This is a genomic window from Enterococcus larvae, from assembly GCF_017830045.1.
GTDB classification, from domain to species: Bacteria; Bacillota; Bacilli; order Lactobacillales; family Enterococcaceae; genus Enterococcus_L; species Enterococcus_L larvae.
Genome location: NZ_JAEDXU010000001.1, coordinates 162963 through 180397 on the forward strand (window position 1 = coordinate 162963; position 17435 = coordinate 180397).

Below are 17435 nucleotides of genomic sequence, written 5' to 3' on the forward strand. Positions count from 1 at the left end.
ATAAAACAAGAGCTTGAGCTATACGTAACCGCCCAAACTCTTGTTTCTATTTGCATCAATGAATGATCAAGCAAAATACTGATTACTTCTCACTCATTCACTATTTTCTTTTTTTACTACCAAAGGCATCTTTCATTTTATCGAAAAAACCTTCTTCCTGCTGCTCATTGATTTCCTGACCGCCTGCTTTTGCAAAGGCACGCAATGCATCTCTTTGCTCATCATTCAGGTTTTTCGGAGTGATCAATTTCACCTTCACATGCTGATCGCCATTGGCACCGCCTCTTAATCGAGGAGCACCTTTTCCTTTCAGACGGAAGTTTGTAGCTGTTTGTGTACCGGCAGGAATCTTCAGTTTCACATCGCCGTGCACAGTCGGTACTTGAACCTCATCGCCTAATGCTGCCTGTACAAAACTCAATGGCAGCTCGTAATAGATTTCAGCGCCGTCTCTATCAAAGATATTGCTTTCCTCTACACTAAAGACAACATACAGATCACCGTAAGGTCCGCCATTCATACCAGCTTCTCCTTGATTAGCCAAACGCATTTGCTGACCATCTTCAACACCTGCAGGAACATTGACCTTCACACGATGTGCTTTCTTTTCATGACCTGAGCCATGACAAGTCGGACAAGGTTCTTTGATTTCTTTACCAGTACCGCGACACACGTCACAGGTTTGACGACTCATTACACGACCAAGTGGTGTTTGACGCTCCACATTGATCGATCCTGAACCATGACACTTATGACAGGTTTCAGGCTGTGTACCTGGTTTTGCTCCATTACCATGACAAGTACCGCAAACATCTTCACGTTTATACTTGATTTCTTTTTCTATTCCGAAAATGGCTTCTTCGAATTTCAACTGGATCGTATACTGTAAATCTGCCCCTTGTCTAGGAGCTGTAGGATCCACTGTACGTCCACCGCCGCCGCCAAAAAATGAATCAAAGATATCTTCAAAACCGCCAAAGCCGCCGCTCCCGCTAAAGCCGCCACCGCCAAAACCACCGAATCCGCCAGCTCCGCCGCCATAATTAGGATCTGTTCCGGCATGACCATATTGATCATATGCTGCTTTCTTCTGTGGGTCGCTTAGGACCTCATAAGCTTCTGACAACTCTTTGAATTTTTCCTCAGCATCCGCTTCTTTATTGATATCCGGATGGTATTTTTTGGAAAGCTTCCGATAAGCCTTTTTTATTTCATCATCTGAAGCACCTTTAGATAACCCCAGCACTTCATAGTAATCTCTCTTTGTAGCCATTGGCTTCCCTCCAACTTGTAATTCCATTAAGGCTGAGACAAACTGCTCAATCCTTTTCTGTACTCTAAATCTGAATAAACATTGTTTTAAAAGCAACGTCTTACAACAAAAGTATCGTTGTAATCATAACACAATTCAGGTAAAACCTAAATACATTTATGTAAAAACAAAGTCAAGAACCTATTCAGGTCGCTTTTCTCAAGTAAACAGGCAAACAGCTTATGCTGCGCTCTGTCTCTTAACTGTACAACAAGAAAATGACGGGACAGAAGCAGCAATTACACTTCCGTCCCGCCCACTTTCCTAATAGGATATATCTGAAAGCTTTAACTGAAAAATCGGATTCCACCGTAGTTTTCAGACACACCCTAATCATACCTGTTCTATTTCAGAAATTAGTCTTCGTCTTTTTCAACTTCTTCAAAATCAGCATCTACAACATCATCTGCTCCGCCTTGTGCTGCTTCCGGATTTTCTTCAGCTTGTTGTTGAGCTGCTTGTTCATAAAGTTTTACAGAAAGATTTTGAACGATTTCGTTCAATGCATCACGTTTTGTCTTCATCAGCTCGATATCATTTGCTTCAACCGCTGCTTTCAGCTCATCACGTGCTTCTTCTGCTTTTGTTACATCTTCAGCATCAACTTTGCCTTCAAGTTCTTTCAATGTTTTGTCAACAGTGAACAGCAACGCATCTACATCATTACGAAGATCAACTTCTTCTTTACGTTGTTTGTCTGCTTCTGCGTTTGCTTCCGCATCCTTAACCATACGTTCGATCTCGTCATCAGATAAGCCTGAAGATGATTTGATTGTGATTGTTTGTTCTTTTTGAGTACCCAAGTCTTTCGCACGTACGTTTACGATACCATTTTTATCGATATCGAAACTTACTTCGATTTGAGGCACGCCGCGTGGTGCTGGTGGAATATCCGTCAATTGGAATCTTCCTAATGTTTTATTGTCTGCTGCCATTGGGCGTTCCCCTTGCAGGACATGGATATCTACTGCCGGCTGATTGTCAGCTGCTGTAGAGAATACTTGTGATTTACTTGTTGGGATCGTTGTATTGCGATCGATCAATTTAGTGAAGACCCCACCCATTGTTTCGATACCTAGGGATAATGGTGTTACATCCAATAGTACTACGTCTTTCACATCACCTGTGATTACGCCGCCTTGGATTGCAGCCCCCATTGCTACAACTTCATCCGGATTCACCGATTTATTTGGCTCTTTGTTTGTTTCTTTACGTACTGCTTCAACAACCGCAGGAATACGTGTAGAACCACCGACAAGGATTACTTCATCAATATCAGAAGCATTCAGGTCCGCATCCTTCAATGCTTGGCGTACAGGAATTTTTGTACGTTCAACAAGATCAGCGGTCAATTCATCGAATTTCGCACGAGTCAAGTTCATTTCCAAGTGCAAAGGACCAGCGTCGCCGGCAGTGATAAATGGTAAGCTGATTTGTGTGCTTGTAACACCTGACAAATCTTTTTTCGCTTTTTCAGCAGCATCTTTCAAACGTTGTAAAGCCATTTTATCTTGACCAAGATCGATACCATTTTCTTTTTTGAATTCAGCAACCATGTAATCAATGATCTTGTTGTCAAAATCATCCCCACCAAGGTTGTTGTCCCCAGAAGTAGAAAGTACATCGAATACGCCGTCTCCTAATTCAAGGATTGAAACGTCAAAAGTACCGCCGCCTAGGTCAAATACAAGAATTTTTTCTTCTTTATCTGTTTTATCTAAACCATAAGCCAGTGCAGCTGCAGTTGGTTCGTTGACGATACGTTCAACTTCCAAACCAGCAATTTTACCAGCATCTTTTGTTGCTTGACGTTGTGCGTCATTGAAATAAGCAGGAACGGTGATAACCGCTTTTTCTACTTTTTCTCCCAAGTATTCTTCCGCAAACCCTTTAAGGTATTGTAAAACCATTGCAGAAATTTCTTGAGGTGTATAAGTTTTTCCATCTGCTTCTACTTTGTAGCCTGCTTCACCCATGTAACGTTTGATTGATGAAACAGTATGAGGATTTGTTACTGCTTGACGCTTCGCAACTTCCCCTACTTGGATTTCTCCATTTTTGAAGGAAACAACTGAAGGTGTTGTACGATTTCCTTCCGGATTCGCAATGATTTTTGCTTCTCCGCCTTCTAATACTGCTACTGCTGAGTTTGTAGTACCTAAGTCAATACCGATTATTTTACTCATATTTATTATCTCCTGTCTGTCTATTTATAGTTTTTTATATCAATTAAATTTCTGTATATACTATTGTGCAACAACGACCATGCTGGCACGCAGCACACGATCCTGTAATTTATACCCTTTTTGCAGTACTTCAACGATTGTATCTGATGCAACACCCTCGTCAGCCGGTACTGTCTGAACCGCTTGATGCAGGTTTGGATCGAAAGGTTCGCCCACTGCCGGGATTTCCTCGATGCCTTCTTCCTTCAGTGCATGTAGTAGGCTTTCATGAACCATTGAGATTCCTTTTTTCAGGCTTGCTCCTTGTTCATCATCCACTTCTATTGCCATTGCACGCTCCAGATTATCCATCGCCGGCAAAATCTTTTTGCCTAGATCCTGAGATCTATAGCGAACCAAAAGCTCACGTTCGTTTTTGAAACGATTGCTCATATTAGCAATCTCCGCTCGTGCACGTAAGAATTTATCTTCCATTTCATTCAATTCATTTTTCAGCGTATCTACTTCTGTTTCTTCAACGATTTCCGCCTGATCCTGAATCTCTTCTTTTACTTCTTCCTGATTGTCTTTATCCAATCTTGCAACTTCCCTTCTCATTTCGTAGAATCATTTTTATCTTTAAGATATCACCGAAGCTCTATCCATCAAGAAATCTATAGTAAGAGCCTAACTGTGATGCCAGTTCATTTCTGAATACGTCGATCAGTCCAAACATTTTGGAATACGGCATACTTGTCGGTCCCAGCAAAGCAATTGTTCCTTTACCGTGCCCTGCTACTTCATAGGTTGCAGTGATCATACTCATATTATCCAGCAAGTCATTGCCGATTTCCGAGCCGATCTTAAAACTGATAGGCACTGTAGAGTTAGCCGACATATCCAGCAGGTGAGTCAGTTCGTCTGTATTTTTCATAAATGAATAAACAGATTTCAACTGATCATTATCCAGACCGTCATCAAAATCCAGCAGATTCAAACGACCACTCACATATACTTTTTCTTCAAAAATGTGCCCTAGCATTGAGTCAAACAAATTCATCATGCCGTCTGGTGTTTGGAAATATCTATGGAGAATCATAGGTATCTCAGTTCTCAAACGGTGATAAACTGTCAGCAACGGTTGTCCTACCAGTTTATCATTGATGATTTTTGTCATCTTTTCTAAATCTTCACTTGAAACTGTTGCCGGCACAGCAAATACCTGACTCTCGACATTGCCTTTATCCGTTACAATAATAGCAATTACTTGTCGATCGTTCAAAGGAACCATCCTGAATCCTGTTAGTTTTCTTTCTTTCACTTCCGGTCCTAATGAAAATGCTGTGTAGCTGGTCAGCTCAGATAAGATCTTCGCTGATTGTTCGATGATGTCATTGATTTCACGAAACTCCGTTCCAAAGGACTGACGGATCAGGCTCACTTCTCCTGAATCTACTTCCGTCGGCTTCAACAGATGATCGACATAGTAACGATAGCCTGCCATTGAAGGAACTCTTCCTGAAGAAGAATGTGTCTTCAGTAATAAACCGTGCTCTTCTAATGCCTTCATATCATTTCGAATCGTCGCAGAACTGGACTTGACTCCATCCTCCATCAATTTCTTCGAACCCACAGGAGTTCCTGTAGTTGTGTAGTGTTGGATGATAAGTCTCAATATTTCATTTTGTCTTTCTGTAAGCATAATTACCACCCTCCATTAGCACTCTTATCTAATGAGTGCTAACACAAGTATAAATATAGCAAGTCCTAACTGAATTGTCAAGAAAAAAACAGCAATTTTTAGCACTCTTTACATCCGAGTGCTAAAAATTACTGTTTCGTTGTTTTTTCTTAATCTAATAGGAAGGATTCAAAGACTTCATTTCCTATATAGAGACCTTTTTCAGTCAAGCTGAAATACTTTTCTGATTCCAAAAGCAGACCTTCTATTTTCAATTTTTCAAGAACCGGACCATAGACCTGATCGATCGTTGTTTGAAATTTTTCCAAGAATTTTTCTTTGCTGACACCATCCAGCTTCCGCAGTCCCAAGAACATCTCTTCTTCTATCTGATTCTTTTTGGTCAGGTGTTCTGTTTCTAAAACAGGCAGCTTACCTTCCCTCAATGGTTGCAGATAATGCTGAATTGGACCATAGTTGCGATAGCGGACATCCCCCAGATAGCCGCTTGCCCCTGCACCAAAGCCGTAATAATGTTCATTATTCCAATAAACCAAATTATGCTGACTTTCTTTTCCCTTCAAAGCAAAATTACTTACTTCATATTGATGTCGTCCTGATTTAGCCATCTCTTCAATTGTTGCCTCAAACATCCCAGCTTCCGCATCTTCATCAGGAAGTTCCAAGCGCCCCTGCCTTACCCAGTTCATGAACATTGTCTTGTTTTCCAGGATCAGGGAATACAGAGAATAATGGGGTAAATCAAGCTCGATTGCTTTTCGTAAGGTATCTTGAAATCCCTCAATTGTTTGACCGGGAAGCGCATAGATTAAATCAATGCTGACATTTTCAAAATTTTCTTTTTCCAGAAAACGCATTGTCTCATAGACATCTTCTGCTGTATGCTTCCGTCCGATTTTTTTTAGCAAACGATCGTCAAAGGTCTGAACCCCCATTGACAATCGATTGACACCATAATTCTTCATTACTCTTAATTTTTCCTGACTCAAATCTCCGGGATTTGCCTCTACGGTAAATTCTCGACTATCGTCAAACGGCAGCAGCTCTCTGATTCCTGAAAGCAGTCGATCTAGCTGCTTTGCGTTCAACGAGGTTGGGGTACCACCGCCTATGTACAATGTTTCCATATATTTTTCCGGATGCTTCGCTGTTGTAAGCTGAATTTCCTTCAATAAAGCCTCAATATACTCATCAACAGGCTGTCCCTCAAGAAAAACTTTGTTAAAGTCGCAGTAAAAACAGATATGCTCACAAAAAGGAATATGGATATAGGCCGAAACCTTACTTTTAATGAACTTGTTCTTTTCTATCATTTTATCATTTCCTTCAATTTTAAAATATGCATCATCTCCCAAATGACCACCCTTGCGAAAATAAGCACAGTAACAAGCATTTCGCATAAAAATTAGCTGTCATGCTCAGTAATCATATTAACATACCTTTATCTGTTTAATAAATCGAAATAGAAAAAAGTCCAGCCCTTTCTCATAGACGCTTCATCTTAAGCCGTTTATTTTAGTTTGATAAAAATCTTCTTCTCACAGCATACTTGATTTTTATAGATTGAAGTCATTAAAAAGAGAGTGGGACAATGTCCCACTTTCAATGAACTTCATTGCCCTATTCGGCTATGATTCTCCTGATTCTGCCTGTTGCGTAGTACTTTCTCTTTACCCTATCACTCAGCTTATGATATAAAGCAGTGAATTTCTGCCATGCTCAAGCTGAGAAGGAAGCTTTTCCAGATAGGACCTTTGATAGTCTCCCTCAATGCAGCCAATTACTTCCGAGCTGTTTTTAAACCATAATTCTTCTGTGTGTTCTAGAAAGAAAAAAAGCAATTGGCATTTCTCATCAATGCCGTGAAGCTTCGAAAGGCTTTCCGAAAAATTTTCAGCAGCAATCTGTTCAACCAATTCTCTGGCTTGATTCTGCAATTCCTCATAATATTGTTTTAACGTTTGATCGATCTCCCCTGTAGAAAAAATTGTTAATTCAAGCTCCCATGAAAACTTCATCCCTCTCACTCCTGATCTGTCACAAAATTCCAATCGTTGTTCCAGTATACCCATTTGTCTCCAGTACCGTCATTATATTTTACAGATATCTTATTCCTTATATCATCAATAGGAATATCTAACTGTTTTGAATCCGTTGTTTTCTTCAATGGTACTGTATAAGATTTATATTTTTTTCCATCCATATAAACTGTAAATTCGGTGATGTTGGAATAGAAAACCTTTACTCTTTGGTTCACAACTGAAAGGTAAACAGCTTCTCCGCCTTCTTTCTTGACGCCTGGAACGACAAGTACATCATCTGATGCAGATAGCTTTTTATGGTTATGGTTATCATTTGGCGGTCCAACAATAAACGGCTCCTCTAAGGTCGAATCTCCGATAACTGTCGCAGTAGTCGTGATTGGCTGACTGTCATCTTTCACAATAGAGCTTAGGCTGAAGGAGGCGATATTCCCAGGCTTCAGCTCTGATTTCAGATAAACATCGATAACCTTTTCTGCGGCTTTGTATTCATAAGAAGCAACAGCTGCATTATTCAATAGCTTATCAAAGGATTCATATTGAAGCTGATCCGATAGTGTAACGGTAACCTTTAGATTTTTCGCAGGATCTCTACCAGAATCTCTGCTGTCTCCGCTTTTAACGCTGACTTCATAAAGCAGCTGGTTTCCTTCTGTTAAGATAGGGGTTCCTTCCTCATTTCGGTCAAAGACTTCCGGCACTTCAATCATGATTTCCGGAGTAGAAGGAGCAGCAGCTACTACATCAAAATACAGCGAAGGAGTAAATCGTTCGTCACCAACTGCATCATGATACCCTGCATAGCTGTCATAGCTAAGTACAGATGGATTGATATTTCCTAAAACAGCATTCGGCGCTTCTATATAAGTTTCCGGCAATGTCCCGAGTACACCATTGATATCAGCTGTGTCTTTCGCAAAAATCTCGATTGTTTCCCCCACAAGAAGATACTCAGAGAGATCAAAGACCCACTTTTTCTTAGAACTAGCTCCCGATACTGCTTCGCTATCTGCTGTGATTTCTTTATACAATACTTGCCCAAGCGAATCTGTTAAAAAGGCATTATCTTTCTTCGCGAATATAAACAGCCTATCTACTTGTCTTTGATCACGTTCGTCCCATAAGTCTACCGTTCCTGTCAACTGCTTTGTTGTATCTGATACCTTGTTCATATCTGTCTGCAATGACAACGGAGGCGTAACATCTTGGACCTGCACTGTTTCAACCAGAATATCTTCATCCTCACTATGGATATTCTGACTGGAGTTCGCATCTGCCGAACCACCACGATATGCAGCTAAGACCTTGACTTGATCTCCCGCAGAAAGAAAATCATCCAGCTCCCAATCGAAAATCCCGCCTCTAGCTTCTTCACCATAAATCGAGACTCCCTGTAGCGTATCATTCTTTCCTTTCGTTGGTATTATCGCCTTCTTTTTCTCTGTACCATCTGCTGCCAAGATTTGGATTGTGACCCAAACCTCCTCTTCCCAAGCGTCACGTGTCTCACTGCTGTCATCTGAATACGGAACAGTCACATGTCCATAAATATGTTTGTCAGCATTTGTAGGTACTCTTAACTCATCAACTACTGCACGATAATTGTTTCCAGTCATTCGAGTATATTTATCTGCACCTTCATAGTTTGTCGAATTGAATTGATTCGGGAACTCAGAATAGGCAATCGTACCGAAATTCCTTCCAGTCAATTCATAGCCGATCTTACTCCAGAAAACATCTGGATTCGCATCTAAATCAACATTAGTTTTCTTCTTCCAAACGGAAAGACTCACATTCTTTGAAGAAAAAATCTGATTTGTCCCTGAGCTTCCTGTAGAAAAGACCTGCCCGCCATTTACGCGATTATTTCTAAAATCATAAAAAATCGGCTCATCCACTTGGATATCGATTCTTGAAGCTCCTGCATGAACGATTCCACGATTTTCTGCATATGTCGTTCCTTCCATCCTGAAGGTTGACTCTTTTCCAATAGTAAATTGGAAATTGCCACTCAACGCTTCGATTGCCGGCCCGTCATCAGATTTTGCATAGATCGAACTTCCTGAATCCTCAACTTCAAAATAGGAGACGCCGCCACTATCAACTGTGAATTGAATGGCTTGCTGGCCACCGGTATCGCCACCATTTTGTGCTCGATTCGTTCCTTCTTTTTTGATGTTTACCTTGCCGCCTGATTTTGCAATAAAGCTGTTATTTTTTCCATACAACCGAATAGCTGCCGCTGAGCCGGAATGCTTGATGACATTCATTTCTGCTTTATTTGTAACAGAAAATGTCTGCGCTCCCACTAATCTGAAACGCAATGTCGCACAGTAATTATGTGCCTCTCCATCTGCCTCTAAATTTAAGGCACTTCCTTCGCCGTCAAGATTGAATACACCATCCTTGACCTGATTAACAAAGGCAGAAGTTGTCTTGGGATTGGCTTTTCCAGCTTCTGAGCTTGAAGCCTGAGCATGGACACTCACCACTGCTCCGCCTAGCACTTCTGTTTTAGACTCTCTGCTGTCCTTTGCACTTCCTTGCAAGGTGATCACACCGCCGTCAGAACCATAAAAGGTTCCCTTAGATGTTGCAATCAATTCAGTTCCTTCATCAACTACTGAAAAAACAATGACGTTGTTATCTCCTTCTGTATTGGCCCAAACAGCCTGTCGGAGTTCGCTGGCTAGTCTGACTTTTGACCCTTGATCTATAGTTAGAGATGTCTCAACAGAAGCCGTTCCCGGTCGCAAACGAATAATTGCATGCGCTGCGGTTATCACCACATTTGCTTCATTTGTGATGTGAACATTTGCTGCACAGATAACTCCCTTGGAACTGCTTAAGCTCGGTACTGTTTTGTCACTATACCACCAAAAGAAGCCTTGTATTTCAACATTCGCTCTTGAAGCATCTAGAAAATAAGAGCCTGCGGTACCAATTTGTTCATAAGACCCCTCAATGTTTTGCAGCTTGATTGTCCAATAAAGAGAGACTGCTGCACTGGAAGCCGAAATAAATCCATCCTTTTTAGCAGTATAATTGACTGAAAGATTGAGAAGTTCAAAGGTGGCGTCTACCTTCTTTGTATCCCCCAACTTAAATGCAACACTGGCTGTAGTTGTAAGCGCAAAGCCTTTTCCGTCTATTGTCAGATCTCGTGTGATATTCGAAAGACTTGTGCTGGTAGCGACAATATTTGCAGAAAACTCAATCCTTGAAATTCCCGAATTATTTACAGCTGCAATCAGCTCTGTGTAATTCCCGACAATTGCCGTACCTGTTTGACCGTCATCCAATAGTTGGAATTGCTCACGCCCACTATTCATTGTCAAATCAACCATCTTTACTTGGCTATTCGTCAGCGATGAGTATTTTTCCTGCCCTGATTCCGTAGCCTGTTCTTCCAATTCACTCTCATTTTTACTGTCTAATGAGATGTCTACCTTATATTTTTGGACGACCTTCCCATTTCGAACGACTTGAAAGGTCTGTTCACCAGTTTCAAGAATCGGAATCGGAATAGACAATCGAACTTTTTTATTCGTCTCTTTGATTTTTAGTTGTACCCCGTCCTCGTCATCAGGAGCCTCTGCAAATTCAACCTCATCCGACTGAAAATCCTCCAGCGTTTCCATTGACACAGACATTGCTTCTGTTGATCGAAAAATGATCGTCTCTTCTTTCGGCTGATCAATATCAATATTTACATAATAGTGATTCACCTTGTCATCATACTCACTTGAGAGAGCATATGTATTTTTCCCAAGATTTCCCAAGAAAGTGATGATCAAAAATATCAATAAGGATAAAGTAAGAAGCAGACTACCTAACATAACAAAAAACTTGGGCTGAATGGACCTCCTATGGAACTTTTTCATACTTACCCACTCCTCTACATCAAATTTGAGAAAATGCCTCTTCACTGCATTCCTCTTTTTAACCAATACACCTAGTGCTCTTTTCTGCTTTCACCGTAGTCTCGTTCCTTCGATGTTCCTAACAAACTATAATTTGAAAGGAGATACCATCCCAGCTATTCGACAGGTCTCCCGGTTTCTGCATAAGATAAATAATACATTTGTAGAACAATACTAGCTGAATAGGCATAACTGTCTTCTCCCAATGAATCCGGATTACAGCGATAGGTTACCTGCTCTACTTTTGTGAAACGATTGGTGGTTTCCAGCTCCTTCACAAAATTCAGCAGCTCCTGTTCTCCGGAAGCCAGAACATCAAATGCAACTGTTGTATTTTGCAGCTGCTTAAGCGACGTATTGGAAGCCCCCTCAGCAAGTTCTGGAAAAATCGTTACATTTTCAAATGAAACATGTTGAAAAGATATCCCCATAGACTCATCCAGCTGTTTTAAACGATCAAAATATTCCTGCAGCTGAATGCCATTAGGAATGATTGGATCGTTCGTTACAAAATCTGATTCCAGCAAGGAAGGCAGGCCTTTTACTGTTCTCAAAAGTTTCTCTTCTTGCGTGATTTCCTGTTTAACTGTCTTCAGCTTCTGAGTCAGTTCACCTAGTTCTTTTCGGCTCGGTTCGATGGCAAAAAGCCAGCCGCTAACACTCAGAAATACCCCCATTACCAAAATCAGCGATGCAACGATTATATGCTTTCTAGTAAATACAACTCTATTCATCAGTAGCCTCCTCTGTCTTGGCTACCATTGGAACTTCAGCCTTTTTTAGTCGGATAACAAATTCTGACTCTGTATACTCATTGTCTCGGCTCATTGCAATCGGCTGACAGTCATAGACCCATTCCATTTTTTCAATCCGATCTTTAAAGCTTGGAGAATTTGTGAATAAATCGCCTCTAAACTTAACTGTTATTGAGGGTAGGAGTTCTGTTCCATCTGCTCCTACTAACAGTTGGTTGTCTAAACCATCGCCATCAGCTAAATAGATATCATAATTTGTCAACGTCAGAGAAAGCTCATTGGCAGCCTCACTTATGGCAGTCATGATTGGCTCCATCAGCTTTTGTTCTCCTTTTAAAACCTGAATAAATTCCTGCATATCTTTAGATTGCTCCTGCTGAAGCTCTACAACGTTCTTCTCCAGACCGATTTTTTCCAGTTGAGCCATTTGTACAGCATTCGTATAGGTTCTCACCTGCGTTTGGAAAAATAGATGCGCAATTAAAAATGCCACAATTAGTATGGCGAATAGAATAGCGGACAGAACAATGATAACTTCCATTGCACGATTTTTTATAAATTTTTTCGGTAATAAATTAACATTCATAACTTAAACCTCTTTCATCGCCAGACCGGCAGCTAATAAAAAGCGTTCCGGTAAACGTTTTTGATTCGCTAGTCGAAGCGGCGACTGCAGCTCTTTTACAGGCAGATCATTGGTTTCCTGAATGATCTCCACTACCTCGCCATCCAACAATGGATGACCACCAACCACATAAATCTGTACCAGCTCTTTCCCTGGCGATATCTCTGTTTCAAAATATCGGATAACATTGTTGATTGTGCGCCCAAGTTTATCAAGCTCCTCCAACTCAACAGAGCGATTGAACTCTGTTTTCGCAGACTGTTCCTTTTCCAGATAACGCCAGTTGACCTGATTATAGTCTTCATATTGGACATATACCGGGACTAACTGCTCAAATATAGTGATCGTCGCTGTACCGGAATCCAACTCTACCAAAAGGAAATTCTGTCCCCAATTGATACGCTTTTGCAATACGCGAGTATACGCCAAAGCACTGCATTCCACGCCAATCAGCTGACCGCCGCTTCGTTGAATCAAATAGCCAATTTCTTCTAAAATCGGTTCCGAAGTAATAACTACCGGTACCTTTCCATTGACTGCAAAACGATTCCGTTGGATCTTCACTTCTCTGCGTGAAGACTTTTCCTGCGGTTGTCTGCTTTTTTTCTTTGGTATTTTCTTTTTACTTTGCTGCTCAAGGATCAATAAATCAAAAATGGGATTTTCAAAAGGCAATGATATTGAATCCCCTAGCTCAAAGTATAAGAACTCGCGAATTTCTTTCTCGCTTTTCATATTCCCTAATGGTATCTGGCGAATCAGCAGCTTACCGTTCATCACAGAAATGATAAACTCCGGATTTCTCATATGTACTTCCGCTGCAACCTGTTGCAGTGTATGGATGAATTCCTCTGGATTTCTTATTTTCCCATCTTTAAAAATGGAACCATTGGTCACTTTTTCACCAAAAACAAATTGACCGCTTTTTACTGTGCAGTATCTCAGCACGTTTTTCTGAATATCAATACCAATTGCTGCATGTTTCTTTTTTCCAAACATCTTTCTACCTGCCTTTTTCAAAATAAAATAATTTCAGTCCTTACCCAGCTAATACCGCCGATAAAAGATAAACCAGCACTGAACTGATAGCGATAAACGGTCCAAACGGGATATATTTCTGTTTCTCTTTCTTATAAATGGATAAAATAATAGCAAAAACAAGGGCAATAACTGCCGATAAAAATAAGGAAAGAAATACCTGTAAAGGACCTAGGAAAATACCTAATACAGCAAAAAGCTTAATATCGCCGCCTCCCATGCCGTTTTTACTGAGTTCTCCTAAAATGTATAACGGTACAAAGCCAACCAAAAAGCCTGCCAAAGAATACCACCAATAATCATTTTGCGGGATAATGACTCTTTCAAGAATCGCTGCGATAAAGAACGGCAACAGCACCTTGTTGGGAATAATCTGATACAGTGCATCGGATACACTAATAATCAGCAGTAGAGAAAGAAGTGTCCAACCAACCATTACCTCTGGGGATAAATTGAAAACAATTGCCACAGCCATAAATAATAGACCTGCAAGTATTTCAAAAACAGGGGCTGCTGCCCCTATTTTTGAAGCACAATATTTGCATTTTCCTTTTAAGAAAACATATGAGACAACTGGAATCAATTGCCACCAGACTAGTTCCTGCTGGCAATTCTCACAGTGAGAACGTCCCATCAATGTTTCCTTTCTAGGAATTCGGTAGCCAGCAACCATGAAGAACGAGCCCAGACACATTCCTATGACAAATATATAACAATAAACGATTCTTGCAGGTATGGTATAACTCAATATATTCATAAAAAAACTCCTTCTTCAATAACTACATAACTCTAATCAATTACTGTGCAAATGCTAAAGAATCACGAGTTAATGCGTTAACGGCTGCTTGATTACTAGCTGTGATTGCTACAGTATTCTTCTTAGAACCAGCTTTCAGCTCACCAACCGGTACTGTCATTGTTAATGTGCCGTCTGCATCTACATCAAATTGGATGTTGTCTGCATCATCAAAGTTTGCACTTGCACTTTCCATAAACTTATCATCAATAACATCCGTTAATTTGAATGTAGCACCAATTGCTGATGATGGACTAGACTGATATAATTTAGCTGCATTCATCGCCTGTTGAACGTCTGCAATCGCTGCATCTTCTCTAGAATTTTGGATCACATTACCAATAGCTACTAAACCAATCCCAGAAATAATCGCTAAGATTACTACTGTAGCTAATAGTTCAATTAAGGTCATCCCTCTTTCATCTTTTAAAAGGCGACTCATTCTGCTTTCTTCCTGTAACGTTAAAACTTCTGTCATTTTTTTTGTTCTCCTCCTGTTGTTTCCATTTTTAAGTATATATATTATCTGGATGTCTAGGTTTCCAGTTAATAACAATTAGAATTAGGTAGTTGCTTTTGTACTACCAAACACATAGATTTCAAAAATCCCACTCTCTAGCAAAGCTAGTATGCATCGTTGTATTACCCCTGAATGGATCCATATACAGAGAACATTGGGATCATAATCGCTGCGATAATAAATCCAACGATTCCACTAATAATCAACATCACTAACGGCTCCATGATCGTCTTGATTCGCACGCTCATCTCATCGGCTTCGGCTTCAAAAATTTTACTGAGCTTCTCCAGCATATCTTCAAGTGAACCTGTATTTTCGCCAATTTTGACCATCTGGGTTGCTAATATAGGAACTGCCCAATTTTGAGAAAATATATTGCTCAATCGACCGCCCTGTTCTACTTCTATCTCACATTGCATCACCATATTTTGAATAAATTGATTATTAACGACTTCTTTACTCATGGATAATGCAGTAACCATTGGAACAGAGCTTGATAACAGGGAAGACAGTGTCGTCATAAAGACAGAAAAATAGCTTTTTTGAACAAACTCGCCAAAAATGGGAATTTTCAGTTTTAACGTGTCATACTTCATTCGAAAAGCAGGGTTCTTTTTCCCAAGAAAAATTCCCAGCCAAATCAGAAAAATCGCGACAGCAATGACAATCCCTTTCGTTTGCAGAAAATCACTGATTTTCATCGTTATCTTAGTAATAGCTGGCAGCTCAGCATCAAAGCTTTCGAACACACTGACAAACATTGGAACAATCGAAATCATCAGGAAAACTCCTACACCAATAGAAGCAATCAGCATTATTATTGGATAAATCATCGCTGTAATGATACTACTGCGATTCTCTGAGCTTTTTTCGTAATACCTAGCCATTTGCTGCAGATTCTTCTCTAATGAGCCGGACATTTCTGCGACTGCAATAACATTAACTAATAATGGTGGAAAAGAGTTCGGATGCTTACGGTAACTATCTGAAAGAGTATGTCCTGCCTCCAAATCCAGCTTTACTTCGGATAATACTTTTTTAAATTTTTTATCTTGTTGCTGTTCTTCCAGCATACTGGCAGCTTCAAGAACTGTGATCCCTGCTGTAATCAAGGTGGAATATTGTTGTAGATAGGCAACCAGCACTTTCAAGCTGGTCTTTGAAAAAAAATCCAACTCCTTGTTGGCTACTGTATCTTTCTGTTCTACTAAAGAAAGCGGCTTTATATGCTTCTTTTTCAAGAGATTTCCAGCCTCTATTGCAGAATTTGCTCGAATGCTTCCACGAGATTTCTCGCCAGTATAGGTCATTCCTTGATAGGTAAACAAAGGCATTAAAAATCGCCTCCTTCTTCAAGATAGGTTGCTGCAATATCTGCATCTACTCGACCCGCTTGCGTCAGTCGCTGAATGGAGTTACTCATTGTATGCATACCGTCGCTTTTCCCCATTTGCAGCATGTTATTGATTTGATGCGTTTTTCCGGAACGAATGATACTGGCAATTCCCTTTTTATTCACTAACATCTCTGTCGCCGCTACTCGGCCTTTACCATCTCGAGTAGGCAACAAGCGCTGTGACAAAATTCCTACTAAGGCTCCAGCTAACTGAGTTCGAACCTGAGCTTGTTGTTCTGATGGGAACACATCTACAATACGCTCAATTGTTGATGGCGCACTTGAAGTATGCAGTGTTCCTAGAACTAAATGTCCTGTCTCTGCCGCAGTCAATGCAATTGAGATCGTTTCAAAATCCCGCATTTCACCAACTAAGATAACATCCGGATCTTGTCGCAGAGCTGCCCTTAATCCGTTAGAAAAGGATTCGGTATCCCGCCCAACCTCTCTTTGGGAAATAATGCTTTTTTTATGTTTATGAACATACTCGACTGGATCTTCTAAGGTCAGAACATGTGTCTTTTTTGAATCATTCAAATAATCCAGCATCGCGGCAAGTGTTGTCGATTTTCCTGATCCAGTCGGGCCTGTCACAAGAAACAATCCCTGACTTTTGTGGATCATACGTCGAAGAACATCCGGTACACCTAACGAGTCAAGGGAAGGAATACCGATGGGAATTTGTCTAAGTGCAATTGCAACAGCGCCAAGCTGCTTGAAAACATTTACCCGAAAGCGACTGATATCTTTTAGCTCGTAAGCCAAATCAACTTCGCCTGCTTGATTAAACTCATGCCACTGTTTCTCCGTACAGATTGATTCAGCCATAGCAGAGATTCTTTCCGATGTTAATATCGGTGCACCTTCAATCGGCTGTAAACCGCCATGCAAACGATACATAGGTGGTATATTTTCTATCAAATGGATATCAGAAACCTGCATTTCCACTGCGCTCTGCAGCCAAACATCCAACTCTTGCTTGGGTGAGGTCCGCTCTGTATAACGACTGCTTTTCCTTGGTCGTTCCTCTATTAAGTCTGAGGTCGACGGCCGACGTGAGCGATAAGAAGGACGTGAACCCAAGCTACCCTCTACCTCATTTTCTGTTCTTTCGCTATATCTTTTAGAACGTCTTAATTCCTCATCTCTCATTACTTCTTA

Annotated in this window: 14 protein-coding genes; all 14 read right to left on the bottom strand. The window is 40.6% G+C overall.

Features of this window, described 5'->3' with window-relative positions:
- Window positions 1-100 precede the first annotated feature (100 nt).
- On the bottom strand, window positions 101-1273 hold the full coding sequence (gene dnaJ, locus I6N96_RS00770) for a molecular chaperone DnaJ (RefSeq protein ID WP_209555592.1): 1173 nt from the start codon (window positions 1271-1273) through the stop codon (window positions 101-103).
- Between the two features lie 395 nt (window positions 1274-1668).
- A complete protein-coding gene (gene dnaK / locus I6N96_RS00775; protein ID WP_209555593.1) occupies window positions 1669-3498 on the bottom strand; it encodes a molecular chaperone DnaK in 1830 nt (609 codons plus the stop codon).
- Between the two features lie 60 nt (window positions 3499-3558).
- Window positions 3559-4074: a nucleotide exchange factor GrpE gene (gene grpE / locus I6N96_RS00780; protein WP_245186792.1), complete on the bottom strand. Its 516-nt coding sequence runs from the start codon at window positions 4072-4074 to the stop codon at window positions 3559-3561.
- Between the two features lie 61 nt (window positions 4075-4135).
- Window positions 4136-5179: a heat-inducible transcriptional repressor HrcA gene (gene hrcA, locus I6N96_RS00785; protein ID WP_209555595.1), complete on the bottom strand. Its 1044-nt coding sequence runs from the start codon at window positions 5177-5179 to the stop codon at window positions 4136-4138.
- A 149-nt stretch (window positions 5180-5328) separates the two neighbouring features.
- On the bottom strand, window positions 5329-6492 hold the full coding sequence (gene hemW, locus I6N96_RS00790; protein WP_209555596.1) for a radical SAM family heme chaperone HemW: 1164 nt from the start codon (window positions 6490-6492) through the stop codon (window positions 5329-5331).
- Window positions 6493-6861: 369 nt separating this feature from the next.
- Complete coding sequence (locus tag I6N96_RS00795) at window positions 6862-7197, bottom strand: DUF7006 family protein (protein ID WP_209555597.1); 336 nt, start codon at window positions 7195-7197, stop codon at window positions 6862-6864.
- 5 nt (window positions 7198-7202) lie between these two features.
- Window positions 7203-11105 (bottom strand): pectate lyase-like adhesive domain-containing protein, encoded by a 3903-nt coding sequence (locus I6N96_RS00800; RefSeq protein ID WP_209555598.1) that lies wholly within the window; start codon window positions 11103-11105, stop codon window positions 7203-7205.
- 155 nt (window positions 11106-11260) lie between these two features.
- Window positions 11261-11878 (bottom strand): hypothetical protein, encoded by a 618-nt coding sequence (locus tag I6N96_RS00805; protein WP_209555599.1) that lies wholly within the window; start codon window positions 11876-11878, stop codon window positions 11261-11263.
- Entirely contained in the window at window positions 11871-12485 is a 615-nt protein-coding gene (locus tag I6N96_RS00810) for a hypothetical protein (RefSeq protein WP_209555600.1), read from the bottom strand. Before I6N96_RS00810 ends, I6N96_RS00805 begins: the two co-directional genes overlap by 8 nt.
- A 3-nt stretch (window positions 12486-12488) precedes the next feature.
- Entirely contained in the window at window positions 12489-13523 is a 1035-nt protein-coding gene (gene pilM / locus I6N96_RS00815) for a type IV pilus biogenesis protein PilM (RefSeq protein WP_209555601.1), read from the bottom strand.
- A gap of 40 nt (window positions 13524-13563) precedes the next feature.
- Window positions 13564-14319 carry a prepilin peptidase gene (locus I6N96_RS00820; RefSeq protein WP_209555602.1) on the bottom strand — a complete coding sequence of 252 codons (756 nt, stop codon included), beginning with the start codon at window positions 14317-14319 and terminating at the stop codon, window positions 13564-13566.
- A 40-nt stretch (window positions 14320-14359) separates the two neighbouring features.
- The gene (locus I6N96_RS00825) at window positions 14360-14836 is read right to left on the bottom strand and encodes a type II secretion system protein (RefSeq protein WP_209555603.1); all 477 of its coding nucleotides are present in this window, start codon (window positions 14834-14836) and stop codon (window positions 14360-14362) included.
- 164 nt (window positions 14837-15000) lie between these two features.
- Window positions 15001-16212: a type II secretion system F family protein gene (locus tag I6N96_RS00830; RefSeq protein WP_209555604.1), complete on the bottom strand. Its 1212-nt coding sequence runs from the start codon at window positions 16210-16212 to the stop codon at window positions 15001-15003.
- Window positions 16212-17426 carry a type IV pilus twitching motility protein PilT gene (locus I6N96_RS00835; protein ID WP_209555605.1) on the bottom strand — a complete coding sequence of 405 codons (1215 nt, stop codon included), beginning with the start codon at window positions 17424-17426 and terminating at the stop codon, window positions 16212-16214. Before I6N96_RS00835 ends, I6N96_RS00830 begins: the two co-directional genes overlap by 1 nt.
- Between the last annotated feature and the right edge of the window lie 9 nt (window positions 17427-17435).

What these genes read in the sequence shown, in the direction of transcription:
- dnaJ (WP_209555592.1), bottom strand. Translation starts at nt 1,273, where the DNA reads ATGGCTACAAAGAGAGATTACTATGAAGTGCTGGGGTTATCTAAAGGT.
- dnaK (WP_209555593.1), bottom strand. Translation starts at nt 3,498, where the DNA reads ATGAGTAAAATAATCGGTATTGACTTAGGTACTACAAACTCAGCAGTA.
- hrcA (WP_209555595.1), bottom strand. Translation starts at nt 5,179, where the DNA reads ATGCTTACAGAAAGACAAAATGAAATATTGAGACTTATCATCCAACAC.
- hemW (WP_209555596.1), bottom strand. Translation starts at nt 6,492, where the DNA reads ATGATAGAAAAGAACAAGTTCATTAAAAGTAAGGTTTCGGCCTATATC.
- I6N96_RS00795 (WP_209555597.1), bottom strand. Translation starts at nt 7,197, where the DNA reads ATGAAGTTTTCATGGGAGCTTGAATTAACAATTTTTTCTACAGGGGAG.
- I6N96_RS00800 (WP_209555598.1), bottom strand. Translation starts at nt 11,105, where the DNA reads ATGAAAAAGTTCCATAGGAGGTCCATTCAGCCCAAGTTTTTTGTTATG.
- I6N96_RS00805 (WP_209555599.1), bottom strand. Translation starts at nt 11,878, where the DNA reads ATGAATAGAGTTGTATTTACTAGAAAGCATATAATCGTTGCATCGCTG.
- I6N96_RS00810 (WP_209555600.1), bottom strand. Translation starts at nt 12,485, where the DNA reads ATGAATGTTAATTTATTACCGAAAAAATTTATAAAAAATCGTGCAATG.
- pilM (WP_209555601.1), bottom strand. Translation starts at nt 13,523, where the DNA reads ATGTTTGGAAAAAAGAAACATGCAGCAATTGGTATTGATATTCAGAAA.
- I6N96_RS00820 (WP_209555602.1), bottom strand. Translation starts at nt 14,319, where the DNA reads ATGAATATATTGAGTTATACCATACCTGCAAGAATCGTTTATTGTTAT.
- I6N96_RS00825 (WP_209555603.1), bottom strand. Translation starts at nt 14,836, where the DNA reads ATGACAGAAGTTTTAACGTTACAGGAAGAAAGCAGAATGAGTCGCCTT.
- I6N96_RS00830 (WP_209555604.1), bottom strand. Translation starts at nt 16,212, where the DNA reads ATGCCTTTGTTTACCTATCAAGGAATGACCTATACTGGCGAGAAATCT.
- I6N96_RS00835 (WP_209555605.1), bottom strand. Translation starts at nt 17,426, where the DNA reads ATGAGAGATGAGGAATTAAGACGTTCTAAAAGATATAGCGAAAGAACA.